Source organism: Massilia sp. Leaf139, from assembly GCF_001424165.1.
GTDB lineage: Bacteria > Pseudomonadota > Gammaproteobacteria > Burkholderiales > Burkholderiaceae_D > Telluria.
In genome coordinates this window covers 656,072-674,696 of record NZ_LMOJ01000001.1, presented here as the reverse complement: position 1 = coordinate 674,696, position 18,625 = coordinate 656,072, and the positions used below count along the sequence as shown (strand labels likewise).

Annotated in this window: 17 protein-coding genes; 6 read left to right on the top strand and 11 right to left on the bottom strand. The window is 66.7% G+C overall.

Features of this window, described 5'->3' with window-relative positions:
* From ASF77_RS03080 to ASF77_RS03035, 11 genes are all read right to left on the bottom strand, one after another.
* A complete protein-coding gene (locus tag ASF77_RS03080) occupies positions 1-1,101 on the bottom strand; it encodes a formate dehydrogenase subunit gamma (protein ID WP_229445211.1) in 1,101 nt (366 codons plus the stop codon).
* Positions 1,102-1,110: 9 nt separating this feature from the next.
* Positions 1,111-1,329 carry a hypothetical protein gene (locus ASF77_RS03075; protein WP_056334197.1) on the bottom strand — a complete coding sequence of 73 codons (219 nt, stop codon included), beginning with the start codon at positions 1,327-1,329 and terminating at the stop codon, positions 1,111-1,113.
* Entirely contained in the window at positions 1,326-2,009 is a 684-nt protein-coding gene (gene fdh3B, locus ASF77_RS03070) for a formate dehydrogenase FDH3 subunit beta (RefSeq protein WP_056334196.1), read from the bottom strand. The genes ASF77_RS03075 and fdh3B overlap by 4 nt, the downstream gene beginning before the upstream one ends.
* 22 nt (positions 2,010-2,031) lie before the next feature.
* The gene (locus ASF77_RS03065; RefSeq protein ID WP_056334193.1) at positions 2,032-4,851 is read right to left on the bottom strand and encodes a formate dehydrogenase subunit alpha; all 2,820 of its coding nucleotides are present in this window, start codon (positions 4,849-4,851) and stop codon (positions 2,032-2,034) included.
* A gap of 19 nt (positions 4,852-4,870) precedes the next feature.
* Positions 4,871-5,143 (bottom strand): twin-arginine translocation signal domain-containing protein, encoded by a 273-nt coding sequence (locus ASF77_RS03060; RefSeq protein ID WP_229445210.1) that lies wholly within the window; start codon positions 5,141-5,143, stop codon positions 4,871-4,873.
* Positions 5,136-5,831 carry a molecular chaperone gene (locus tag ASF77_RS03055; protein ID WP_082493518.1) on the bottom strand — a complete coding sequence of 232 codons (696 nt, stop codon included), beginning with the start codon at positions 5,829-5,831 and terminating at the stop codon, positions 5,136-5,138. The genes ASF77_RS03060 and ASF77_RS03055 overlap by 8 nt, the downstream gene beginning before the upstream one ends.
* Before the next feature lie 118 nt (positions 5,832-5,949).
* Positions 5,950-6,072 carry a DUF2474 domain-containing protein gene (locus ASF77_RS23485; RefSeq protein WP_082493517.1) on the bottom strand — a complete coding sequence of 41 codons (123 nt, stop codon included), beginning with the start codon at positions 6,070-6,072 and terminating at the stop codon, positions 5,950-5,952.
* Positions 6,072-7,079, bottom strand: coding sequence for a cytochrome d ubiquinol oxidase subunit II (cydB, locus tag ASF77_RS03050; RefSeq protein WP_056334187.1), 1,008 nt, complete (start codon positions 7,077-7,079; stop codon positions 6,072-6,074). Before cydB ends, ASF77_RS23485 begins: the two co-directional genes overlap by 1 nt.
* Complete coding sequence (locus ASF77_RS03045; protein WP_056334184.1) at positions 7,080-8,534, bottom strand: cytochrome ubiquinol oxidase subunit I; 1,455 nt, start codon at positions 8,532-8,534, stop codon at positions 7,080-7,082.
* A 106-nt stretch (positions 8,535-8,640) separates the two neighbouring features.
* Positions 8,641-9,069, bottom strand: a complete 429-nt coding sequence (locus tag ASF77_RS03040; RefSeq protein ID WP_056334182.1) for a VOC family protein — start codon at positions 9,067-9,069, stop codon at positions 8,641-8,643.
* 233 nt (positions 9,070-9,302) lie between these two features.
* Entirely contained in the window at positions 9,303-11,150 is a 1,848-nt protein-coding gene (locus tag ASF77_RS03035; RefSeq protein WP_056334180.1) for a DUF885 family protein, read from the bottom strand.
* A 202-nt stretch (positions 11,151-11,352) separates the two neighbouring features.
* Here ASF77_RS03035 and ASF77_RS03030 point away from each other — a divergent pair, with 202 nt between their 5' ends.
* The 6 genes from ASF77_RS03030 to ASF77_RS03005 all read left to right on the top strand — a co-directional run bounded on the left by ASF77_RS03030 (position 11,353) and on the right by ASF77_RS03005 (position 18,620).
* A complete protein-coding gene (locus ASF77_RS03030) occupies positions 11,353-11,754 on the top strand; it encodes a TraR/DksA family transcriptional regulator (RefSeq protein WP_056334177.1) in 402 nt (133 codons plus the stop codon).
* Between the two features lie 267 nt (positions 11,755-12,021).
* Entirely contained in the window at positions 12,022-13,239 is a 1,218-nt protein-coding gene (locus tag ASF77_RS03025) for a metal-dependent hydrolase (RefSeq protein WP_056334174.1), read from the top strand.
* Between the two features lie 174 nt (positions 13,240-13,413).
* Positions 13,414-14,736: a sigma-54 dependent transcriptional regulator gene (locus tag ASF77_RS03020; protein ID WP_056334171.1), complete on the top strand. Its 1,323-nt coding sequence runs from the start codon at positions 13,414-13,416 to the stop codon at positions 14,734-14,736.
* Between the two features lie 622 nt (positions 14,737-15,358).
* Positions 15,359-17,383, top strand: a complete 2,025-nt coding sequence (locus ASF77_RS03015; RefSeq protein WP_056334168.1) for a hypothetical protein — start codon at positions 15,359-15,361, stop codon at positions 17,381-17,383.
* A 95-nt stretch (positions 17,384-17,478) separates the two neighbouring features.
* Positions 17,479-17,937 carry a hypothetical protein gene (locus ASF77_RS03010; RefSeq protein ID WP_056334165.1) on the top strand — a complete coding sequence of 153 codons (459 nt, stop codon included), beginning with the start codon at positions 17,479-17,481 and terminating at the stop codon, positions 17,935-17,937.
* Positions 17,934-18,620, top strand: a complete 687-nt coding sequence (locus tag ASF77_RS03005) for a C39 family peptidase (protein ID WP_056334162.1) — start codon at positions 17,934-17,936, stop codon at positions 18,618-18,620. The genes ASF77_RS03010 and ASF77_RS03005 overlap by 4 nt, the downstream gene beginning before the upstream one ends.
* The last annotated feature ends 5 nt before the right edge of the window (positions 18,621-18,625 follow it).

Here is an 18,625-nt window from a genome sequence, read left to right as displayed (position 1 = left end):
TCAGTGTGCGGGATCCGGACGCGGCGCGGCCGGCGGCGTCGAGCCTGGACGCGGACCGGTGCTTCCCGGTGCGGCGCCCGATTTCACTTCCTCGTACCACAGCGCATGGTGCGCCTTGGCCCAGTTCTCGTCGACGCTGCCTTCGCGCATGGCCTCGTAGGCGCCCGGCGAACCCAGGGTGCCGAGATAGATGTGGCCCATGGCGGCGACCATGTACAGCGTCCCGCCGACGACGTGCAGGATGTTCGCGACCTGCATCACGTAGCGGGTCTGGCCGAAGGTGACGAAGTCGAGGATCAAGCCGGTGACCGACATCACCACGCCCAGCAGCACCACGCCGCCCCAGAACCAGGTCTTCTCGCCGGCATTGAAGAAGCCCGCGGGTACGTGCTTGTGCGAGATGAGTCCGCCGCCCGCCTTCACCCACTGCCAGTCGATGCGGTTGAAGAAGTTACGGCGCAGGAAGGTGAAGACCATCAGGATCGAGCACAGGATGAACACCGGCCCCACCACGTTGTGCACGTATTTCGAAATGATCGCCACCCAGGAAAACAGCGTGTGGCCCATCCACGGCAGCAGGATGTTCTTGCCGAACATGATGATGATGCCGGTGACCGCGAGCGCGATGAAGGTATAGGCCGTGGCCCAGTGCACGGCGCGTTCCCAGGCCGTGAAGCGGCTGATGCGGCGGCCCGTATTCGAGGGCTGCAGCGCAGGTGGACGGAAGGCGCGCCAGAAGATGAAGATCAGCAGCGGCACGGCCAGCAGGATGGTGCCGGTGGCCAGGGCCAGCGGGCCGTTGCGCAGGATGCGCCAGGTGTTGCCGCCGCGCTGGACGATGACGTTGCCCTCGTTGTCGCCGTACTGGCCCAGGAAGTGGCGATCCATGTGGACGCGGCCCGAGGCGCTCGATCCCATGCCCGGTTCGGGCGCGCGCGAATCGCCCTCGATCTGGAGCATGGTCTGTTCCTCGGCATAGGCCGGCTTGGCATCCTTGTTCGGCACGCCCGCCCAGCTCGGGGCGGCACCCAGCGACAGCACCAGCGCGCACAGCAGGCCCAGGATGACGCGCAACATGTTCAGGTTCGCTCGCATCGACATGGATGGCTCCTAGGGATTGGCCCGGTTGTACTCGTTCTGCTGGTTGTTGCGATTGACGATCGCCGCATTCCAGGAGAGCTTGTCGTTATGGAAGAGCGTCTGGTAATGGCGCGGGTCTTCCTTGCCCGCGTATTCGCCCTTGATCCAGGCCGGATGCTGTTCCACTTCGAGGCAACCCGACAGCGCGAGTGCCAGCGGCAAGGCCGCGATGAGTTTGAATGGTTTCATGTCGGTAGCTTCCCCGGAATGTTCTGGCTGTCGCCGATCTTCTGGTTTTCCCGTGGCAGGTCGCCCGTCGCTTTTCTCTGGCCGCCGCGCTTGTTGGGGCCGTAGGCGATCTTCCAGCCCCACAGTTCGGGGCCGTAGCCGCGGGTCTCGACGCGCTGGCGGTAGATGTCGGCGATCAGGTTCGCCTCGCCGCCCAGCAAGGCCTTGGTGCCGCACATTTCCGCGCAGGCCGGCAGCTTGCCTTCGGCGATGCGGTTGCGGCCGTACTTCTTGAATTCGGCTTCCGAGGTATCCGGTTCCGGCCCGCCGGCGCAGAAGGTGCACTTGTCCATCTTGCCGCGGTGGGCGAACAGGCCCGTCTCGGGGAACTGCGGCGCGCCGAACGGACAGGCGAAGTGGCAGTAGCCGCAGCCGATGCACTGATCCTTGCTGTGCAGGACGATACCGTCCTCGGTGTGGTAGATGCAGTTGGTCGGGCACACCGCCAGGCAGGGCGCATCGGTGCAATGCATGCAGGCGATCGAGACCGAGCGCTCGCCCGGCACGCCATCGTTGATGGTGACAACGCGGCGCCGGTTCACGCCCCAGGGCGTCTCGTGTTCGTTCTTGCATGCGGTAACGCAGCCGTTGCAGTCGATGCAGCGCTCGGTATCGCAGATGAATTTCATCCTTGCGGACATAACGTTCTCCTAAACAGATTCGTCAGGCGCGCACGAGGCGGCACAGCGATACCTTGGTTTCCTGCATCATCGTGACGGCGTCGTAGCCATAGGTCCAGCCGGTATTGATCGCCTCGCCGCGCACCGTCGGCGCCCCGTCTTCCGGATAGTGGCGCTCGAGATCCTCGCCCATCCACCAGCCGCCGAAGTGGAACGGCGCCCACACCATGCCGACCGGCACCCGCTCGGTGACCATCGCCATCATCTTCATGCGCGCACCGGTGGGTGTTTCGACCCAGACGTAGTCGCCGACCCGGGCGCCGATCTGCACGGCATCCTGCGGATTGACTTCGACGAACATGTTCTGCTGCAGCTCGGCCAGCCAGGGGTTGGAACGGGTTTCCTCGCCGCCGCCCTCGTACTCGACCAGGCGTCCCGAGGTCATGATCATCGGGAAGTCCTTCGAGAAGTCGACTTCCTGCACCGATTTATAGAGGGTCGGCAGGCGCAGGAAATTGGCCTTGTCGTCGTAGGTCGGGTACTTGGCGACCAGGTCGCGCCGCGGCGACAGCAGCGGCTCGCGGTGGGTCGGGATCGGGTCGGGGAAGTTCCATACGTGGGCACGCGCCCGGGCATTGCCGAACGGGGCGCAGCCGTGGGCGATGACGACCCGGATGATGCCTCCCGAAGGGTCGGTTTTCCAGTTCTTGCCTTCGGCCAGGGCTTGCTCCTGGGGCGTGAGCTCGGCCCACCAGCCCAGCTTTTTCAGGAACACGTGGTCGAATTCCGGGTAGCCGGTGTCGAGTTCGGAATTCTTGTTGGTCGAGCCGTCGGCCGCCAGCAGGCTCTGGCCGTTGTGCTCGACGCCCCAGTTGGCGCGGAACGGCAGGCCGCCCTCGGCCACGGTCTTGTTGATGTCGTACAGGATCGGCGTGCCCGGGTGCTTCATCTCCGGCGTGCCCCAGCACGGCCACGGCAGGCCGTAGTAATCGCCCTTGCAGGGGCCGGACTCGGCGCGCATCGTGGTCGGGTTGAAGGTGTGCTTGTTCTCCATGTGGAGCTTCAGGCGCTCCGGCGAGCAGCCGGTGTAGCCGATCGTCCAGCACGAACGGTTGATTTCGCGGAGGATGTCCTCGATCACCGGCTCGTTCATGACCACCTTGATGTTCTTGCACAGTTCGTTATGGAAGCCGAACTTCTTGGCGAACAGGTACATGATCTCGTGGTCGGTCTTGCATTCGAACAGGGGCGCGATCACGCGTTCGCGCCATTGGATCGAACGGTTCGACGCCGTGCACGAACCGTGGGTCTCGAACTGCGAGGCGGCCGGCAGCAGGTAGACGCCGTCGGTGCGGCCGTGCATCGCCGCCGTCATGCTCGGATACGGATCGATGACCACCAGCATGTCGAGCTTTTGCATGGCCGCCTTCATGTCCGGCAGGCGGGTCTGGCTGTTCGGCGCGTGGCCCCAGTAGATGCAAGCCTTGAGGTTGGCCGGCTGGTCGACGTACTGGTTCTGCTCGTTGACGGCATCGAACCAGCGCGAGACGGTGATGCCGGGCTTTTCCATCAGCTCCTTCGAGCCGAAGCGCGACAGGATCCAGTTGTAGTCGACGCCCCAGGCGTTGGCGAAGTGCTTCCACGAACCCTCGGCCAGGCCGTAGTAGCCGGGCAGCGAGTCGCCGTTGGGGCCGACGTCGGTCGCGCCCTGCACGTTGTCGTGGCCGCGGTAGATGTTGGCGCCGCCGCCGGGCACGCCGATATTGCCCAGCGCCAGCTGCAGGATGGCCAGCGCGCGCACGTTGGCGGTGCCGACGTGGTGCTGGGTGATGCCCATGCACCAGACCACCGACGAGGGCTTGTTCTTCGCCAGCATCTCGGCCGCCATGCGTACCGAGGATTCGGGCACGCCGGTGATGTCCGAGACCTTATCGGGCGTCCACTTCGCGACTTCCTTGCGCACGTCGTCCATGCCGTAGGTGCGCGCGGCAATGTAGGCCTTGTCTTCCCATCCGTTGTTGAAGATGTGCCAGAGCATGCCCCAGACCAGCGGGATGTCGGTGCCCGGACGCACGCGCACGTAGTGGTGCGCGAAGCGCGCGGTGCGGGTGAAGCGCGGGTCGACCACGATCATCTTCGCGCCCAGTTCCTTCGCATGCAGGAAGTGCAGCATCGAGATCGGGTGCGCCTCGGCCGGATTGGAACCGATGAACATCACGGCCTTGCTGTAGTGCAGGTCGTTGAAGGAGTTCGTCATGGCGCCGTAGCCGAAGGTCTGGGCCACGCCGGCGACCGTGGTCGAGTGGCAGATGCGCGCCTGGTGGTCGCAGTTGTTCGAGCCCCAGAAGGCCATGAACTTGCGCAGCAAATAGGCCTGCTCGTTGTTGTGCTTCGAGCTGCCGATGAGCATGAGCGAATCGGGGCCGGACTGCTGGCGCAGTTGCAGCAGCTTGTCGCCGATCTCGTTGATCGCCTGATCCCAGGAGATGCGCGTGTACTTGCCGTTGACCAGCTTCATCGGGTAGCGCAGGCGGTGTTCGCCGAAGCCGTGCTCGCGCACCGATGCGCCCTTGGCGCAGTGGGCGCCCATGTTGATCGGCGAATCGAAGGCCGCTTCCTGGCGTACCCAGACGCCGTTGCTGACGATGGCGTCGACCGAGCAGCCGACCGAGCAGTGGCTGCAGACGGTGCGCTTCAGTTCGGTCTTGACGGGCTCGGCGGCGGCCTGCTGGGCCTGTGCCGGCTCGATCACGTTCAGGGGCAGCTGGCGCGCCAGTGCGCCGGCCCCGGCCGCGACGCCGGCACCGACGAGGAACTTGCGGCGCTTCAGACCTTTGTCACTGGAACTCTTCACTAAAGACATGGCGGGTCTCCGGGTACGCTCACCAGTAGGCGGCGGTTTTGTAGTAGGTGCGAATGTGCTCGGTCTCGTGGTAGCCGCGCTTGACGTCCGGCTTGGCGGCCTCTACCGGCGCCAGTTCCGGCTTCGCCTCGGCGCCGCCGGCCACGGCCGCCAGCGCGCCCAGCGGCGCGGCTTTCAGGAAGCTGCGGCGGGATGGATCGGGTTTCGGCTCCGCCGCCTTGCTGTGCTCGTTTTCCATCGGATGTGCCTCGTCGGTTCGATTGAAAGTCGGCTTATGGATCAGATCAGGCATCGAAGTCCTCCACCGCGAAGGCTTCGGCTTCGATCGCCAGCAGCGCAGCGACGAAGGCCGCGATCAGCCGGTAGAAATTGGCGCCTTCCGCGCCCCGCATGTCGTTCAGGCAGCGCGCATACCAGGGTGCGATACGGGCTTCGAAGAAGGCCTTTTGCTGGGCCAGGCCCTGGCGGCGGATGCCGGGGCCGCCGGCGATCAGCACGCGCATCGTTTCGCAGAGGGCGCCCAGGTGGTCTTCGGATTCGAACACCCCGCGCACGCGCCCGATGCCGAAGCGCGCCAGGTCGGCGCGCAGTTCGGCCAGCGGCGTGTCGTTCATGAAGCCCGACAGGTAGAGCGAGCCATAGGGGTTGAGGACGGGCGTGCCGCTGCTGACGAAGAGCGTGTCGAATTCTTCGGCCACGGCGGCAGGATCCATCACGCTCGCCGCCAGCACCAGTTTTTCCCAGGCGTCGGCAAGGGCATGGTCGCCGCCCGCGGCCTCGATCGGGTCTGCCGCCGCGAGGGCGGACAGCAGCGCCGCATCGGGCGGAGCCAGCAGCAGCCTGGCCGCCAGCGCGTAGAGGTCGCTGCGCGCCTGGTCTTCGGCCGCCAGCGGAAGCGAGACCGCAACCGTACCGGAAGCGCCGGCAGGGACAGCGCCAGGCGCCGCGGGAGAAGAGAACGTGGGTGATGCAGACTGCATGGACACTGGCGGCGCTCCGTTAGTAAATCTTCATCGAAAGTGTAAGCTTTCCTCTACCAAAGGGCGCGCACGGTTGAACCCGGACTTGCCCCGTGGCGCCGGGGCGCGTCCCGCATGGCTAGCGCATGCCGGCCGCATGCATGATCAGCCGGATCAGGCCGGCAACCAGGAACAGCGCCAGCACCCCACCCGCCCAAAGCCCGGCCAGCCAGCCCAGGCGCCGCAGCCAGAGCCGCTTCATCAGTGGTACCCCGCATCGGCCTTGACCTTGCCGCGAAACACCCAATACGACCAGACCGTGTACATCAGGATGATGGGCAGGATGAACAGCGTGCCCACCAGCGCAAAGCCCTGGCTGCTCGGCGGCGAGGCAGCTTCCCAGATCGTGATGAAGGGCGGCACGATGTGCGGCCAGATGCTGATCGCCATGCCGGTGTAACCGAGGAAGACCAGCGCCAGCGCGGCAACGAAGGGCCAGCGGTGCGGCCGCCCCTTGAGCGAGCCGAGCAGGAGCGCGATCGAGAGCAGCACCAGGATCGGCACCGGTGCCAGGAAGACGATGTTCGGGAAGGTGAACCAGCGGTCGGCCACGGCCGGGTCGCGCAACGGCGTCCAGATGCTGACCACCACGATGGCGGCGAGCAGCATCAGCGCGAAGGGTTTGGCCACCTGTACCATGCGCCCGTGCAGCTCGCCCTCGGTCTTCATGATCAGCCAGGTGCTGCCCAGCAGGGTGTACGCAATCATCACGCCGATGCCGGCCAGCAGCGGAAACGGTGCGATCCAGTCGAGCGGGCCGCCGGCATAGCTGCGCCCGGACACGGCGATGCCGTCGAGGAAGGCGCCGAGCGAGACGCCCTGGAAGAAGGAAGCGACCGCCGAGCCGCCGATGAAGGCCTTGTCCCACAGGTGGCGCCCGCCCTCCTTGGCCTTGAAGCGGAATTCGAAGGCGACGCCGCGGAACACCAGGCCGACCAGCATGAAGATCAGGGGTAGATACAGCCCGGACAGGATGATCGAATAGGCCACCGGAAAGGCGGCCAGCAAGCCCTCCCCGCCCAGCACCAGCCAGGTCTCGTTGCCGTCCCAGACCGGCGCCACCGTGTTCATCATGGTGTCGCGGTCGCGTTTGGCCTTTACGAAGGGAAACAGCATGCCGATGCCGAGGTCGAAGCCGTCGAGCAGCACGTACATGAAGACGGCGAAATAGATGATGACGGCCCAGACGACCGAGGTGTCGATGCCCATTCAGCCTCCCTTGCCGTCGTGGCCGGCGCCATGTCCGTCGCCGAGGTCATCGTCGTTGGCCACGTCCGCCGCCGACATCGGCCGCATCGGCGTGCGCTCCTCGCCCGGCCCGCCGGCCGTGGCCCGGTGCAGTTCGAAGGCCTGCGGCCCCTTGCGCATCATGCGCAGCACATAGGCGGTACCGGCGCCGAACACGAAGAAATAGGCGATGACAAAAATGCCCAGCGTCAGCGCCAGCGCCCCGGCCCCGTGCGGCGAGACGGCGTCGGCCGTGCGCAGCACGCCGTACACAACCCAGGGCTGGCGCCCGACTTCGGTGGTCACCCAGCCGGCCAGGATGGCGACCAGGCCCGCCGGCCCCATCCACAGGGCCGCGCGCAGGAAGGTGCGCGACGTGAAGATGCGCTCTCGCCTTCGCAACAGGAAACTCCAGAGGCCAAGCGTGATCATGAGCAGGCCGAGCCCCACCATCACCCGGAAGCTCCAGAATACGATCAGGGAGTTGGGACGGTCTTCGCGTGCGAACTCCTTCAGGCCGGGAATCTGGCCGTTCCAGCTATGGGTAAGGATCAGGCTGCCCAGGTGCGGAATGCCGACCGCGTAGCGGGTCTGTTCGGCCTCCATGTCGGGAATGCCGAACAGCAGCAGCGGCACCGCCTCGCCCGGTTCGTTTTGCCAATGCCCTTCCATCGCCGCCAACTTGGCCGGCTGGTACTTGGCCGTATTAAGGCCGTGGAAGTCGCCGATCACGGCCTGGATCGGGGCGACCAGCAGGATCATCCACATCGCCATGGAGAGCATCTTGCGCACGGCCGGGTTGTCCCTGCGTTTCAGTAATTGCCAGGCCCCGACCGCGCCGACGATCAGCGCGGTGCACAGGTAGGCGGCCGCTACCATGTGCAGCAGCCGGTAGGGAAAGGAGGGATTGAAGACGATCGCCAGCCAGTCGGCCGGTACCATGCGGTTGCCTTCGATGGCATAGCCCTGGGGCGTCTGCATCCAGCTGTTGGCGGCCAGGATCCAGGTGGCTGAAATGAGCGTTCCGACCGCCACCATGCAGGTGGCCAGGAAATGCAGGCCGGGGCCGACCCGCGTCCAGCCGAATAGCATCACGCCGAGGAAACCCGCCTCCAGGAAGAAGGCGGTGAGCACCTCGTAGGCCAGCACCGGGCCCATGATGGAGCCGGCGAACTCGGACATGTAGCTCCAGTTGGTGCCGATCTGGTAGGCCATCACGATGCCCGAGACCACGCCCATGCCGAACATGACGGCGAAGATCTTCAGCCAGAAGTGGTACAGGTCGACATATACCTGGCGCTTCGTGCGCAGCCAGGAAAACTCGAGCACGGCCAGGTAGCTTGCCAGGCCAATCGTCACTGCCGGAAACAGGATGTGGAACGACATCGTGAACGCGAACTGGATGCGCGCCAGATCCAATGCCGACATTCCGAACATGTGCTCTCCTCATGCCATGAGTGTGCTCGATGGGTGTCCAGAATCTAGCATGAGTGAAGCCGCGCACGATTGGCGATCGTGCGCAACCGAGACAGGGTGTTTCAGTTCAGAAGGTGACCTTGACCGAAGCCGCGCTGCGTTTCGCCTCGCCGTGGTAGACGGCTTCGATGTTGTTGCCGTCGGGGTCGAGCACGAAGGCGCCATAGTAGCCGGGGTGGTAATCGCGTTCGCCGGGGGCGCCGTTGTCGTCGGCGCCGGCCTGTCGTGCGGCCTGGTAAAAGGCGTCGACCATGGCGCGGTCGCGGGCCTGGAAGGCCAGGTGGTGGCGGCCGGTGAGCTTGCCCTGGGCGGCCCCGCTGGCGGGGCTGGAGACGAACAGTTCGTCGTACCAGAAATAGTCGTCGCCCTCGCCGCCGAGGGGTATTTGCAGGACGTCGAAGATGGCGCTGTAGAAGCGTCGGGAGGCGGACACGTCCTTGACGACCAGCTGGATGTGGTCGATCAGGCGGCCGCGGTGGAGTTCCTGGGTTTCCATGGTGTGCTCCTTGTTGACAGCTTGTCGGTCGGGAGATTATGCCATTGGGTTGACGGGGTTCGCGTGCGGTGTTGGGTGTTTCATACGTCGGGTATATCGGCGACACGCACGCGTGGGCTCGGTGAGCCCACCCTACGGTGCGCCACCGCCATGTGCAAGTTCATGGAGCCGTAGCGTAACGTAGGGTGGGCTCCCCGAGCCCACGCGTTTCGGCAGGTGCCTATACGCGACAGTTACGCCTTCGCCTTTTCCTTCGCAATCCACCCATCCACCAGCTGCCCCAGCACATCCAGCGGCACCGAGCCCGCGCCCAGCACCATGTCGTGGAAGCCCGGCAGCGAGAACTTCGGCCCCAGTTCCGTTTTGGCCTTCTCGCGCAGTTCGAGGATGCGCAGCATGCCGATCATGTAGGCCGTGGCCTGGCCCGGCCAGACGACGTAGCGGTCGACTTCCTCGACGTTGATGCCGTAGTCGACCGCCTGCTGGCGCGTCCAGCCCTTGGTGTGCAGGCCGGTGTCGACCACCAGGCGGCGGGCGCGGAACAGTTCGGAGCCGAGCGCGCCGAGCAGGCCGGGGACGTCGTTGGCGTACCAGCCCTGCTCCACCGCCAGGCGCTCGGTATAGAGCGCCCAGCCTTCGCTATGGGCGCTGCCGCCGCTGAAGATGCGCTGGCTGCGGTATTTCGGGATGCCCGACAGTTCCTGCTGGATCGCCAGCTGGAAGTGGTGGCCCGGCACCGCCTCGTGGTAGGACAGGCTGCGCATGCGGATCATGTTGAAGGTCGGCCCGCGCAGCGGCACCCAGAACACGCCCGGACGGCTGCCGTCCGGCGCCGGCAGGCTGTAGTGGGCTGCGGCCGAGGCTTCGGTCAGCGGCGGCTCGCGCAGCACGTCGACCGGGGCGCGCGGCTTCAGGTTGAACAGCGACTCGCTGCGCGCCTGGGCGTCCTTCACCATCTCCTTGTATTTGGCCAGGATCGCCGGGCGCGGATCCTCGTCGCCCTTCGGCTGGAAGGTGGCGTCAAGCGCCTTCATGCGGCTCTCGATGTCGCCATCCTTGAAGCCGAGCGCGCGCAGGTGCTTGTCCATCTCCGCTTCCAGGCGCGCCACTTCACGCAGGCCGATGGCGTGGATCTCGTCGGCGGTGAGCGTGGTGCTGGTGAAGTTGGCGATCGCGCGGTCATACGCTTTCAGCCCGCCTTGCAAGCGCGAGATGCCGGCCGTGTCGTTCGTCTTCGGATGCAGTTCGGCCATGAAGCCCTGCACGCGCACGTAGGCCGGGCGGATCTTCTCTTCGACGATGCGCGTGGCGCGGGCGATGGCGGCAGTACGCGCTTCCGGCGCCAGATCCTTCAGCTCGGCGCTGCGTTTTTCCAGCGAGGCCACCAGCACGTTCTGCGCCGCGGCGGGTTTCAGGAAGGTGTCGACCTGGAACTGGGCGCGCTCCAGGATGAAGCGCGGCGGGATCATCTTGCGCTCGGTGGCGCTGCGGGCGCGGGCCAGGGCCTCGTCCATGCGCGTGCCGACCTGTTCCAGGCGCGCCAGCCAGCTGTCGACGTCGGCCGCGGTGCGCATCGGGTGGGTCTGGGTCATGTAGTTGACGAGGCCGACCTGCGGCCCGCCGAACTGCGAGAACACGAAGTTATAGTCTTCGAAGGGCTCGTTGGCGATCACGTTGGTGAGCGACCAGCGCATGACCGAGGCCGAGATCTTCTGGGTCTCGTCGAGCGGGCCGGCCAGGAACTTGTCGAGGCGGGCGACGCCGGTCTTGGCCAGGGCCACCATCTTCTTGCGCTGGGCTGGAGTCTGGGGCGTGAGCTGGCGGTCGAGCGCGGCCTGTTCTGCGCCGCTGAAATACTGGGTGCTGCTGGCCAGCTGCGGGTTCATGCGCACCCAGTCGTTGGCGAAGCGCTCGGCCCAGGTGTCGAAAGCGGCGTTCGGCTTAGTTGTCCCATCCTTGGCCGCAGTTTTCGCCGCCGGCGCGGCCAGGGCGGCGTCCGGCAGCATGGCGGCGCCAAGCGCGAGCGGGACGAACAAGGTGGCGAGGGCGGCGCGCAGGCTGCGCTGGGAGGAAATCGGCATGGTGTCTCTTCTGGTTTATCGTTCGCTGATTGGATGGCTGCTGCCGTGGCGAATCTAACATGGAAGAGTTCGGGTGGACAATCTTTACAGGGCGGCCACCGGCGCCATCCCCCAAGCTGGCGCGCGCATCCGTCGTAATCGGCTAGAGTATTTCCGAGACTGCTATTTTGAAAACCTTCACACTTTGACATCAGGAAATCGCATGCCCATCTCGCAATCCCTACACGAGCAAGTCGCCAAGCAACTGCAGGAAGCCCGCGAGGCTGCACTCGCCACCGTGCGCGCCCGTACCGACCAGGAGCCGAGCGGCGACGAGCCGCCCGTCATCTCGCCGCGCGCCCACCTCGTGCAGAACGACGACGCGCCGACCGCTGAAATGATCGCCCACGACGAGGAACACTTCGCCGACCACGAAACCGCCCTGCTGCACGAGATCGACGCCGCCCTCGGCCGCCTGGAGAACGGCGGCTACGGCATCTGCGAATCCTGCGGCTGCGAGATCCCCGAGGCGCGCCTGCTGGCCACGCCCACGGTGCATACCTGCGTGCCCTGCCAGGAACGCATCGAGCAGGAAGAAGGCACGGGGCGCGGGCCGACGATGTAGCAGCGCGTCAGCCTTTCAGCATCCCAGCGCCGGCACGCATCGAAGGCCAGGCGTCGGCAATACCCGGCGCCTGCCGCTGATCTCGCCCGATCATGGTCGATTACTCCTCACAGCGGTGCATGCCAGAAACCTACAATCCGCCATCGAAGGGCATGGCAGGATCGGGTTCCTCGAGCGCCTTCAGGAAACGCAATTCGCCCCTGACAGTTCGAAACCACCAGTTTGTGTTGGGTTCGCCACAGGCGGGCTGGGTGCTAACATTGCAACATGGACAATCTCACCCACTCCCTGGTCGGCCTCGCGCTCGGCGAACTCACCCACCGCCTGCTGCCCGTCGAGCCTGATGCGCAGAAGGCCTCCACGCGGCGCCGCCTGCTGCTCACGAGCGCCGCCCTGGCCAGTAATTTCCCCGACCTCGACCTGGTGTTGACACCGCTGGCCCCGGCGCCGCTCGGCTACCTGCTGCACCACCGCGGCCATACCCACACCCTGCTCTACGCGCTGCCGCAGGCCTTGCTGTTGCTGGCCGCGCTCTGGCTGTTCTGGCCGGCTGCGCGCACGCTGCTGCGCACGAGCCGCTCCGCGCGCCTGGGCCTGGCGGCCGCCGTCCTCGCCGGGCTGCTGCTGCACTTCGGGATGGATGCGCTGAACGTCTACGGCATCCATCCGTTCGCGCCCTTCGATCCGCGCTGGTATTACGGCGACATGGTGTTCATCGTCGAACCGGTGTTCTGGCTGGCGCTCGGCACGCCGCTGGCCGCGCACGTCGCCAGCCGCGCCTGGCGCCGCCCCCTGCTGGGTTTGCTGCTGCTGGTGCCGGCGCTGTTCACGCTGGCCGGCTTCCTGCAATGGGGCTCTTTCCTCGGCCTGGCGGCGGTATGGGCGCTGGCGCTGCTGCTGACGCGCCGCCTGGGCGAGCGCAGCGCCCTGCTGGCCGGGGTGGCCGTGACCGCCGGCTTCGTGCTGCTGCAAGGGGCGATGGCCGAACGCGCACGTGGAGAACTGCGGGCCGCGCTGCACGCGAGCGACCCGCAGGCCCTCGTCCTGGATCTGCCGCTCTCGGCCTTTCCCGCCAATCCGCTGTGCTGGGGCGCGATCGCCGTCACGCGCGAGGGGCCGGACGGCTACCGCGTGCGCCGCGGCGTGCTGAGCCTGGCGCCCGCCGTCACGCCGGCTGCATCATGCCCGGCGGCGATCGGCGGCCTTGCGGTCGCGCCCGGCCCGGCGCCGCTGGCCTGGGCCTGGGACGAGCGCGGCTCGATCGCCGCCCTGCGCGCGCGGCGCCTCGACTGCCGCTTCGATGCCTGGCTGCGCTTTGCGCGCGCGCCTTCGCTGGCCGGCGGGGGCGCCACCGACCTGCGTTTCGGGCCAGCCGGTTTGCCGAACTTCTCAACCTTGCCGATCGTCCGGAATACCGTCCAGCCCTGCCCGGTTAACGTACCGCGCTGGGGTTATCCGCGTGCCGACCTTCTCGGCCTGCCCTAGGAAAGACGCGCCGTCAAGCCCCGCACATTGTCGAGTTGGTAACGAAACACGGCAATTTCAATTGTCGGGCATACAACATGAATAATGCAGTATGCTTACTCGCAGTTACAGGGTTTTCAGGCGAGGCCAGCAGGCGTTTGCCTTGTCCGCGGTTTCCACGAACGAGGAGAATGGATGGTTCCGAAGCGATTACTTTGCATTGCACCCGATGACCTCAGCGCGGTCGACGTGCTGCGCGCGGAAATGCCGGAATGGCAGATCCGCACCGTGCGCAGCCTCGACGAAGCCCGCTCCGAGCTGCGCCAGGATGCCTACCTGGTCGGGTTGCTGATGCATGTGATCGGTTCGCGGCCGCCGCTCGAGGTCGAACGCTTCCTGCGCCAGCACAGCCAGGTGCAGTGGGTTGGCGCGTTCCGCGCCGAGGCCATCGCGGCGCCGGCCTGGCGCGATATCGTGGCCGACTACCTGTGCGACTACCATACCCTGCCGCTCGACACCCGCCGCCTCGTCCACACCCTCGGCCATTGCCACGGACACGCGCTGCTGCGCCGGCCGCGGCCGCGACCCGGCAATGCGCCCTCGGCCCTGATCGGCAGCTGCGACGCCATGCTGCGCCTGCGCAGCCAGGTCGAGCGCGTGGCCAAGGTCGATGCGCCGGTACTGATCTGGGGCGAAAGCGGCAGCGGCAAGGAACTCACGGCCCAGGCCATCCACCGCCAATCGCTGCGTTCCACCGGGCCCATGGTGCCGATCAATTGCGGCGCCATCGCTCCCAACCTGATCCACTCCGAACTCTTCGGCTACGAGCGCGGCGCCTTTACCGGCGCGGCGCGCGACAAGGTCGGCTTGATCGAATCGGCCAACGGCGGCACCCTCTTCCTCGACGAGATCGGCGACCTGCCGAAAGACCTGCAGGCCAACCTGCTGCGCTTCATCCAGGACAAGACTATCATCCGCCTCGGCGCCACGCGCGCCATTCCCGTGGACGTGCGCGTGATCTCGGCCTCGCACGTGAACCTGCAGCAGGCCGTGGCGCGCGGCGATTTCCGTGAGGATCTGTACTACCGTTTGTCGGTGCTGCCGGTCACGGTGCCGGCCCTGCGCGAGCGGCGCGAAGACCTGGTCGAACTGGCCGAGCACTTCTTCCACCTGTATTCTGCCGACAAGTCGCCGCGCCTGAAAGGCTTCAGCAACCGCGCCGTCGCCGCCATCGCCGCGCACGACTGGCCAGGCAATGTGCGCGAGCTGATCAACCGCGTACGGCGCGCGATGGTCATGGCCGACGGCAAATGGATCGAGCCGGACGATCTCGACCTGGTCATGCCCTCGCCGCCGATCGAAGCCGTGCTCGACGACGCCCGCTGCAGCTCCGAGCGCCTCGCGATCCGCGCCTGCCTCGACCGCACCGGCCAGAACGTCAGCCGCGCCGCGCGCGACCTCGGGGTGTCGCGCACGACGATGTACCGGTTGCTGGCGAAGCACGGCATGCGGCCGTAGTTCTCTTCGTTCGGATTCTTTCTCGCGTAGGGCATGCCCGCCCTACCTTACCTCGACGTCTCGACTTTCAATGTTGACCGTTGCGCACCGTAGGGCGGGCATGCCCGCGTTACGTCCAGCGGCATACCGTACGAGTCGCACCCGCCTCGAGCCGATCATCATCCCATCGATCCGTTCGCAAACGCCGCGGCTTTGCATATGCGGCACGCGGGAATGCCCGCCCTACGGAGCACTTTCCCACACACTCTTTACCGTCCAGCTCAGGCACAAGATTTTCTCGTCTTCCGGTAGGCGTCCTCTGACGTTCAAAGCCAGCATCCATGCCGCTCGCGCGCGGTCGAATGGGCACGGCCGCCATACCGTCCGGTGAGCTCAAGTGCACAGTGTCCGCACCCAGCTCAGCCAAACGTTACACAAATGTTCCGATTCCGGTACACCCCGATTCCCTTAAATTCCTAACAACAATGCAAATGCGCAATTTCGTCATTTCCGAGAAGAATTGTGCTTATCTATCAATGATTTGAGCATATCTATACTGGGGCTGGCATTACTCTTGCATAGGAAGAGGTTCAGCTGGTACGACCGCCAGTCGAACTCAACCACACACCCTAGGGGAATTTGCATGAACAAGACTTTGCTCGTTACTGCCCTGTCGCTCGCTTTCGGCCTGAATGCTCAAGCCCAGACGACGGATCCATCCACCGACAATTCCGACAATTCGACCGTCACCCGTACCGTGACGACCGATAACTCGAACCAAGGCAACAACTCGTCGACCAACACGACGGACAACTCGAACCAGGGCAATAATTCCTCGACCAACACGGCGGACAACTCGAACCAGGGCAATGACGCGTCGACCCGTTCCAACATGAACAACGACATGTCGAGCCGCGACAATTCGAACCAGGGCAACAACTCGTCGACCACCGACAACTCGAACCAGGGCAACGATTCGTCGACCCGTTCGAACATGAACAACGACATGTCCTCGCGCGACAGCTCGAACCAGAACAACGATTCCTCCTCGCGCGACAGCTCGGGCCAGAACCGCAGCAGCGGCAATGCCGCCGCGAGCGCGGCCGGTGCTGCGTCCGCCAATAACGGCGGCACTGCAACTTCGACCTTCTCGAATTCCTTCAACACCTCGAGCGCCACGGCCAACAGCACGCTGAACGGCACCGTGACTGGCAACCAGATCAGCAACATCGGCAACGTCGCCACCAACGTCGGCAACGCCAACGGCGCCAGCGCCACCGGCGGCGCAGGTGCTGCCGCAACGGGCGGCGCGGCACGCGGCGACGGCGGCGCGGGCGCCTCGGGCACCGGCGGCATGGCCGCTTCGGGCTCGACCGGCGGCGTGGCATCGACCGGCAGCGCCAGCACGGGCAGCGCAACGGCAGGCGCGGCATCGGCCGGCGCCGGCGGCGCGGGCGGCCTGGCATCGAATGCATCGAGCGGCGCGGGCGCGGACGGCGGCTCGGGCGGCTCGGGCGGTGCGGGCGGCTCGTCGGGTAACGCCGGCGGCGGCGTGGGCGGCGCAGGCGGCATGACCGGCGCCGGCTCGGGCGGCGCAGGCGGCATGGCCAGCGGCAACGAAGGCGGCAACGGCGGCAACGCCGGCCGCGTGGCGGCCGGCAACGGCGGCGCCGGCGGCGCAACCGGCTCGGCAACGGGCGGCATGGGCGGCAACGGCGCCGAAGGCGCAGCCGGCGGTGCGGGCGGCGCGGGTGCAGCAGGCGGCCGCGGCGCGGCTGGCGGCATGGTCACCGTGGGCGGCGCCACCTCGACCGGCGACTCGTCGGGCGCAGGCGCTGGCAGCAGCGGCAACATGGCATCGAGCGGCAGCGGCGCTTCGACCCCGGATTCGACCGGCGGCGCCAGCGGCGCGGCTGACGGCGGCACCGCGGGCAGCACCGGCGGCACCGTGACCGGCGCCTCCAACACGGCCTCGGCAGGCACGGGCACCGGCGGCGCCGGCGGCGCGGGCGCGGCAGGCGGCGCCGGTGCGGCAGGCGGCGCAGGCGGCGCAGGCGGCACGGCAGGTTCGGGCGCGATGGCGACCAACACCTCGGGTTCGGGCGCGGCTGGCGGCACGGCCACCGGCGGCACGGGCGGCGCGGGCGCAGCCCTGTCGAGCACCGGCGGCGCGGCAGGTAGCGGCACCAGCGGCGCAGGCGGCGCGGGCGGTTCGGCAACGGCCGGCACCAGCACCGGCGGCGCTGGTGCTGCAGCGGGCGCGGGCGGCGCGGGCGGCTCGACCGGCATGGCATCGAACACCGGCGGCGCCGGTTCCTCGGGCGGCGCAGCCACCTCGGGCAGCGCCACCAACGGCTCGACCTCGTCGGGCGCGGCAACCGGCGGCGCCGGCGGCGCTGGCGGTTCGGGCGGCACCGGCACCGGCGGCATGGGCGGCGCTGCGGGTTCGAACGTGGCAGGCACTGCGACCGGCGGCAACGGCGGCGCGGCAACTGGCGGCAATGGCGGCACCAACACCGTCAATGCTGGCGCCTTCGACATGTCGAACGCCATGACCAACGTCGGCCAGTCGGCTGCAGGCGTGATGGTGGTTAGCCAGAACAACGGCTTCTCGTCCCTGATCCAGCAGAGCGTCAACGTCCAGAGCAACCTGGCCGTCGGCCCGTAAGCTGAACCACGAGTAATCACTCGGTAGGTCGGACTGCCGCGCCAGGGATCGCAAACGACCTCGGCGCGGCAGTTTTCCGGATTCAGGGAGACACGATGAACAAGCTTTTCGCAATGCCCGCAGTACCCCGCGCCTGCGCCCTGGCGCTGGCAGCCGCCTGCACCGGCCATGCCATCGCGGCCGAACCGGTGCCGCTCACCGCCGAGCAGATCGGCGCGCCGGCCATCGAGCGTATCGAACAGATCGTGCTGGCCGCGCCAATCCAATTGGCAGCACCCGAGCAAGCGCCTACCCTCTCCATCGGCGGCGCGACCGTCCATGCGGTCGACCTGGGCGAGCTCGAACACGAACGCGGCCGCGCCGACAGCACCGTCCAGGACACCAAGCTCAATGGCGACGTGGCCAACAACAGTGCCTTCAACGTCCAGACCGGATCGAACACGATCGATTCCGGCTCGTTCGCCAACATGTCCGGTATCCCGGTGGTGATCCAGAACAGCGGCGCCAACGTGCTGATCCAGAACGCGACGGTCATCAACCTGCAGTTCCAATGAAACCACGTAATTTTGCTTTCTCGCTTGTCCTGCTCTTCGGCGCGTCCGCGGCCGGCGTCGCCGCGGAGCTGTCGCTCCCGAGCGGCATGCGCGTGGGCAGCATGCCGGTCAAGAGCATGAAGGATCTGCGCTTCCAGGCCACGCTGCGCCAGCAGTACGACTTCAGCTGCGGCTCGGCCGCGCTGGCCACGCTGCTGACCCATCACTACAACGTGCCGACCACGGAGCAGGTCGCGTTCCAGGAGATGTTTACGACTGGCGACCAGCAGAAGATCCGGCGCGAAGGCTTTTCGCTGCTCGACATGCAGCGCTTCCTGAAGAACCGCGGCTTCACCGCCAACGGCTTCCAGCTCCCCCTCGACAAGCTGATCGAGGCGAAGCTGCCGGCCATCGTCCTCATTTCCGACAACGGCTACCACCACTTCGTCGTGGTGAAGGGGGCCGAGGACGGGCGCATCCTGATCGGCGACCCGTCGCGCGGCACGCGCCTGATGGCGCGCGAACGCTTCGAATCGATCTGGGCCAACCGCATCCTGTTCGTGATCCACGAAGGCCCGAACAAGCCCGGCTTCAACCTGGCCTCCGACTGGCGCAACGCGCCGCGCGCCCCGCTGGACGAAGGGGTCAGCCGCACCCTGGACAGCGTTTACGGCCTGCCGAAATTCGGCCCCGGCGATTTCTAAGGACA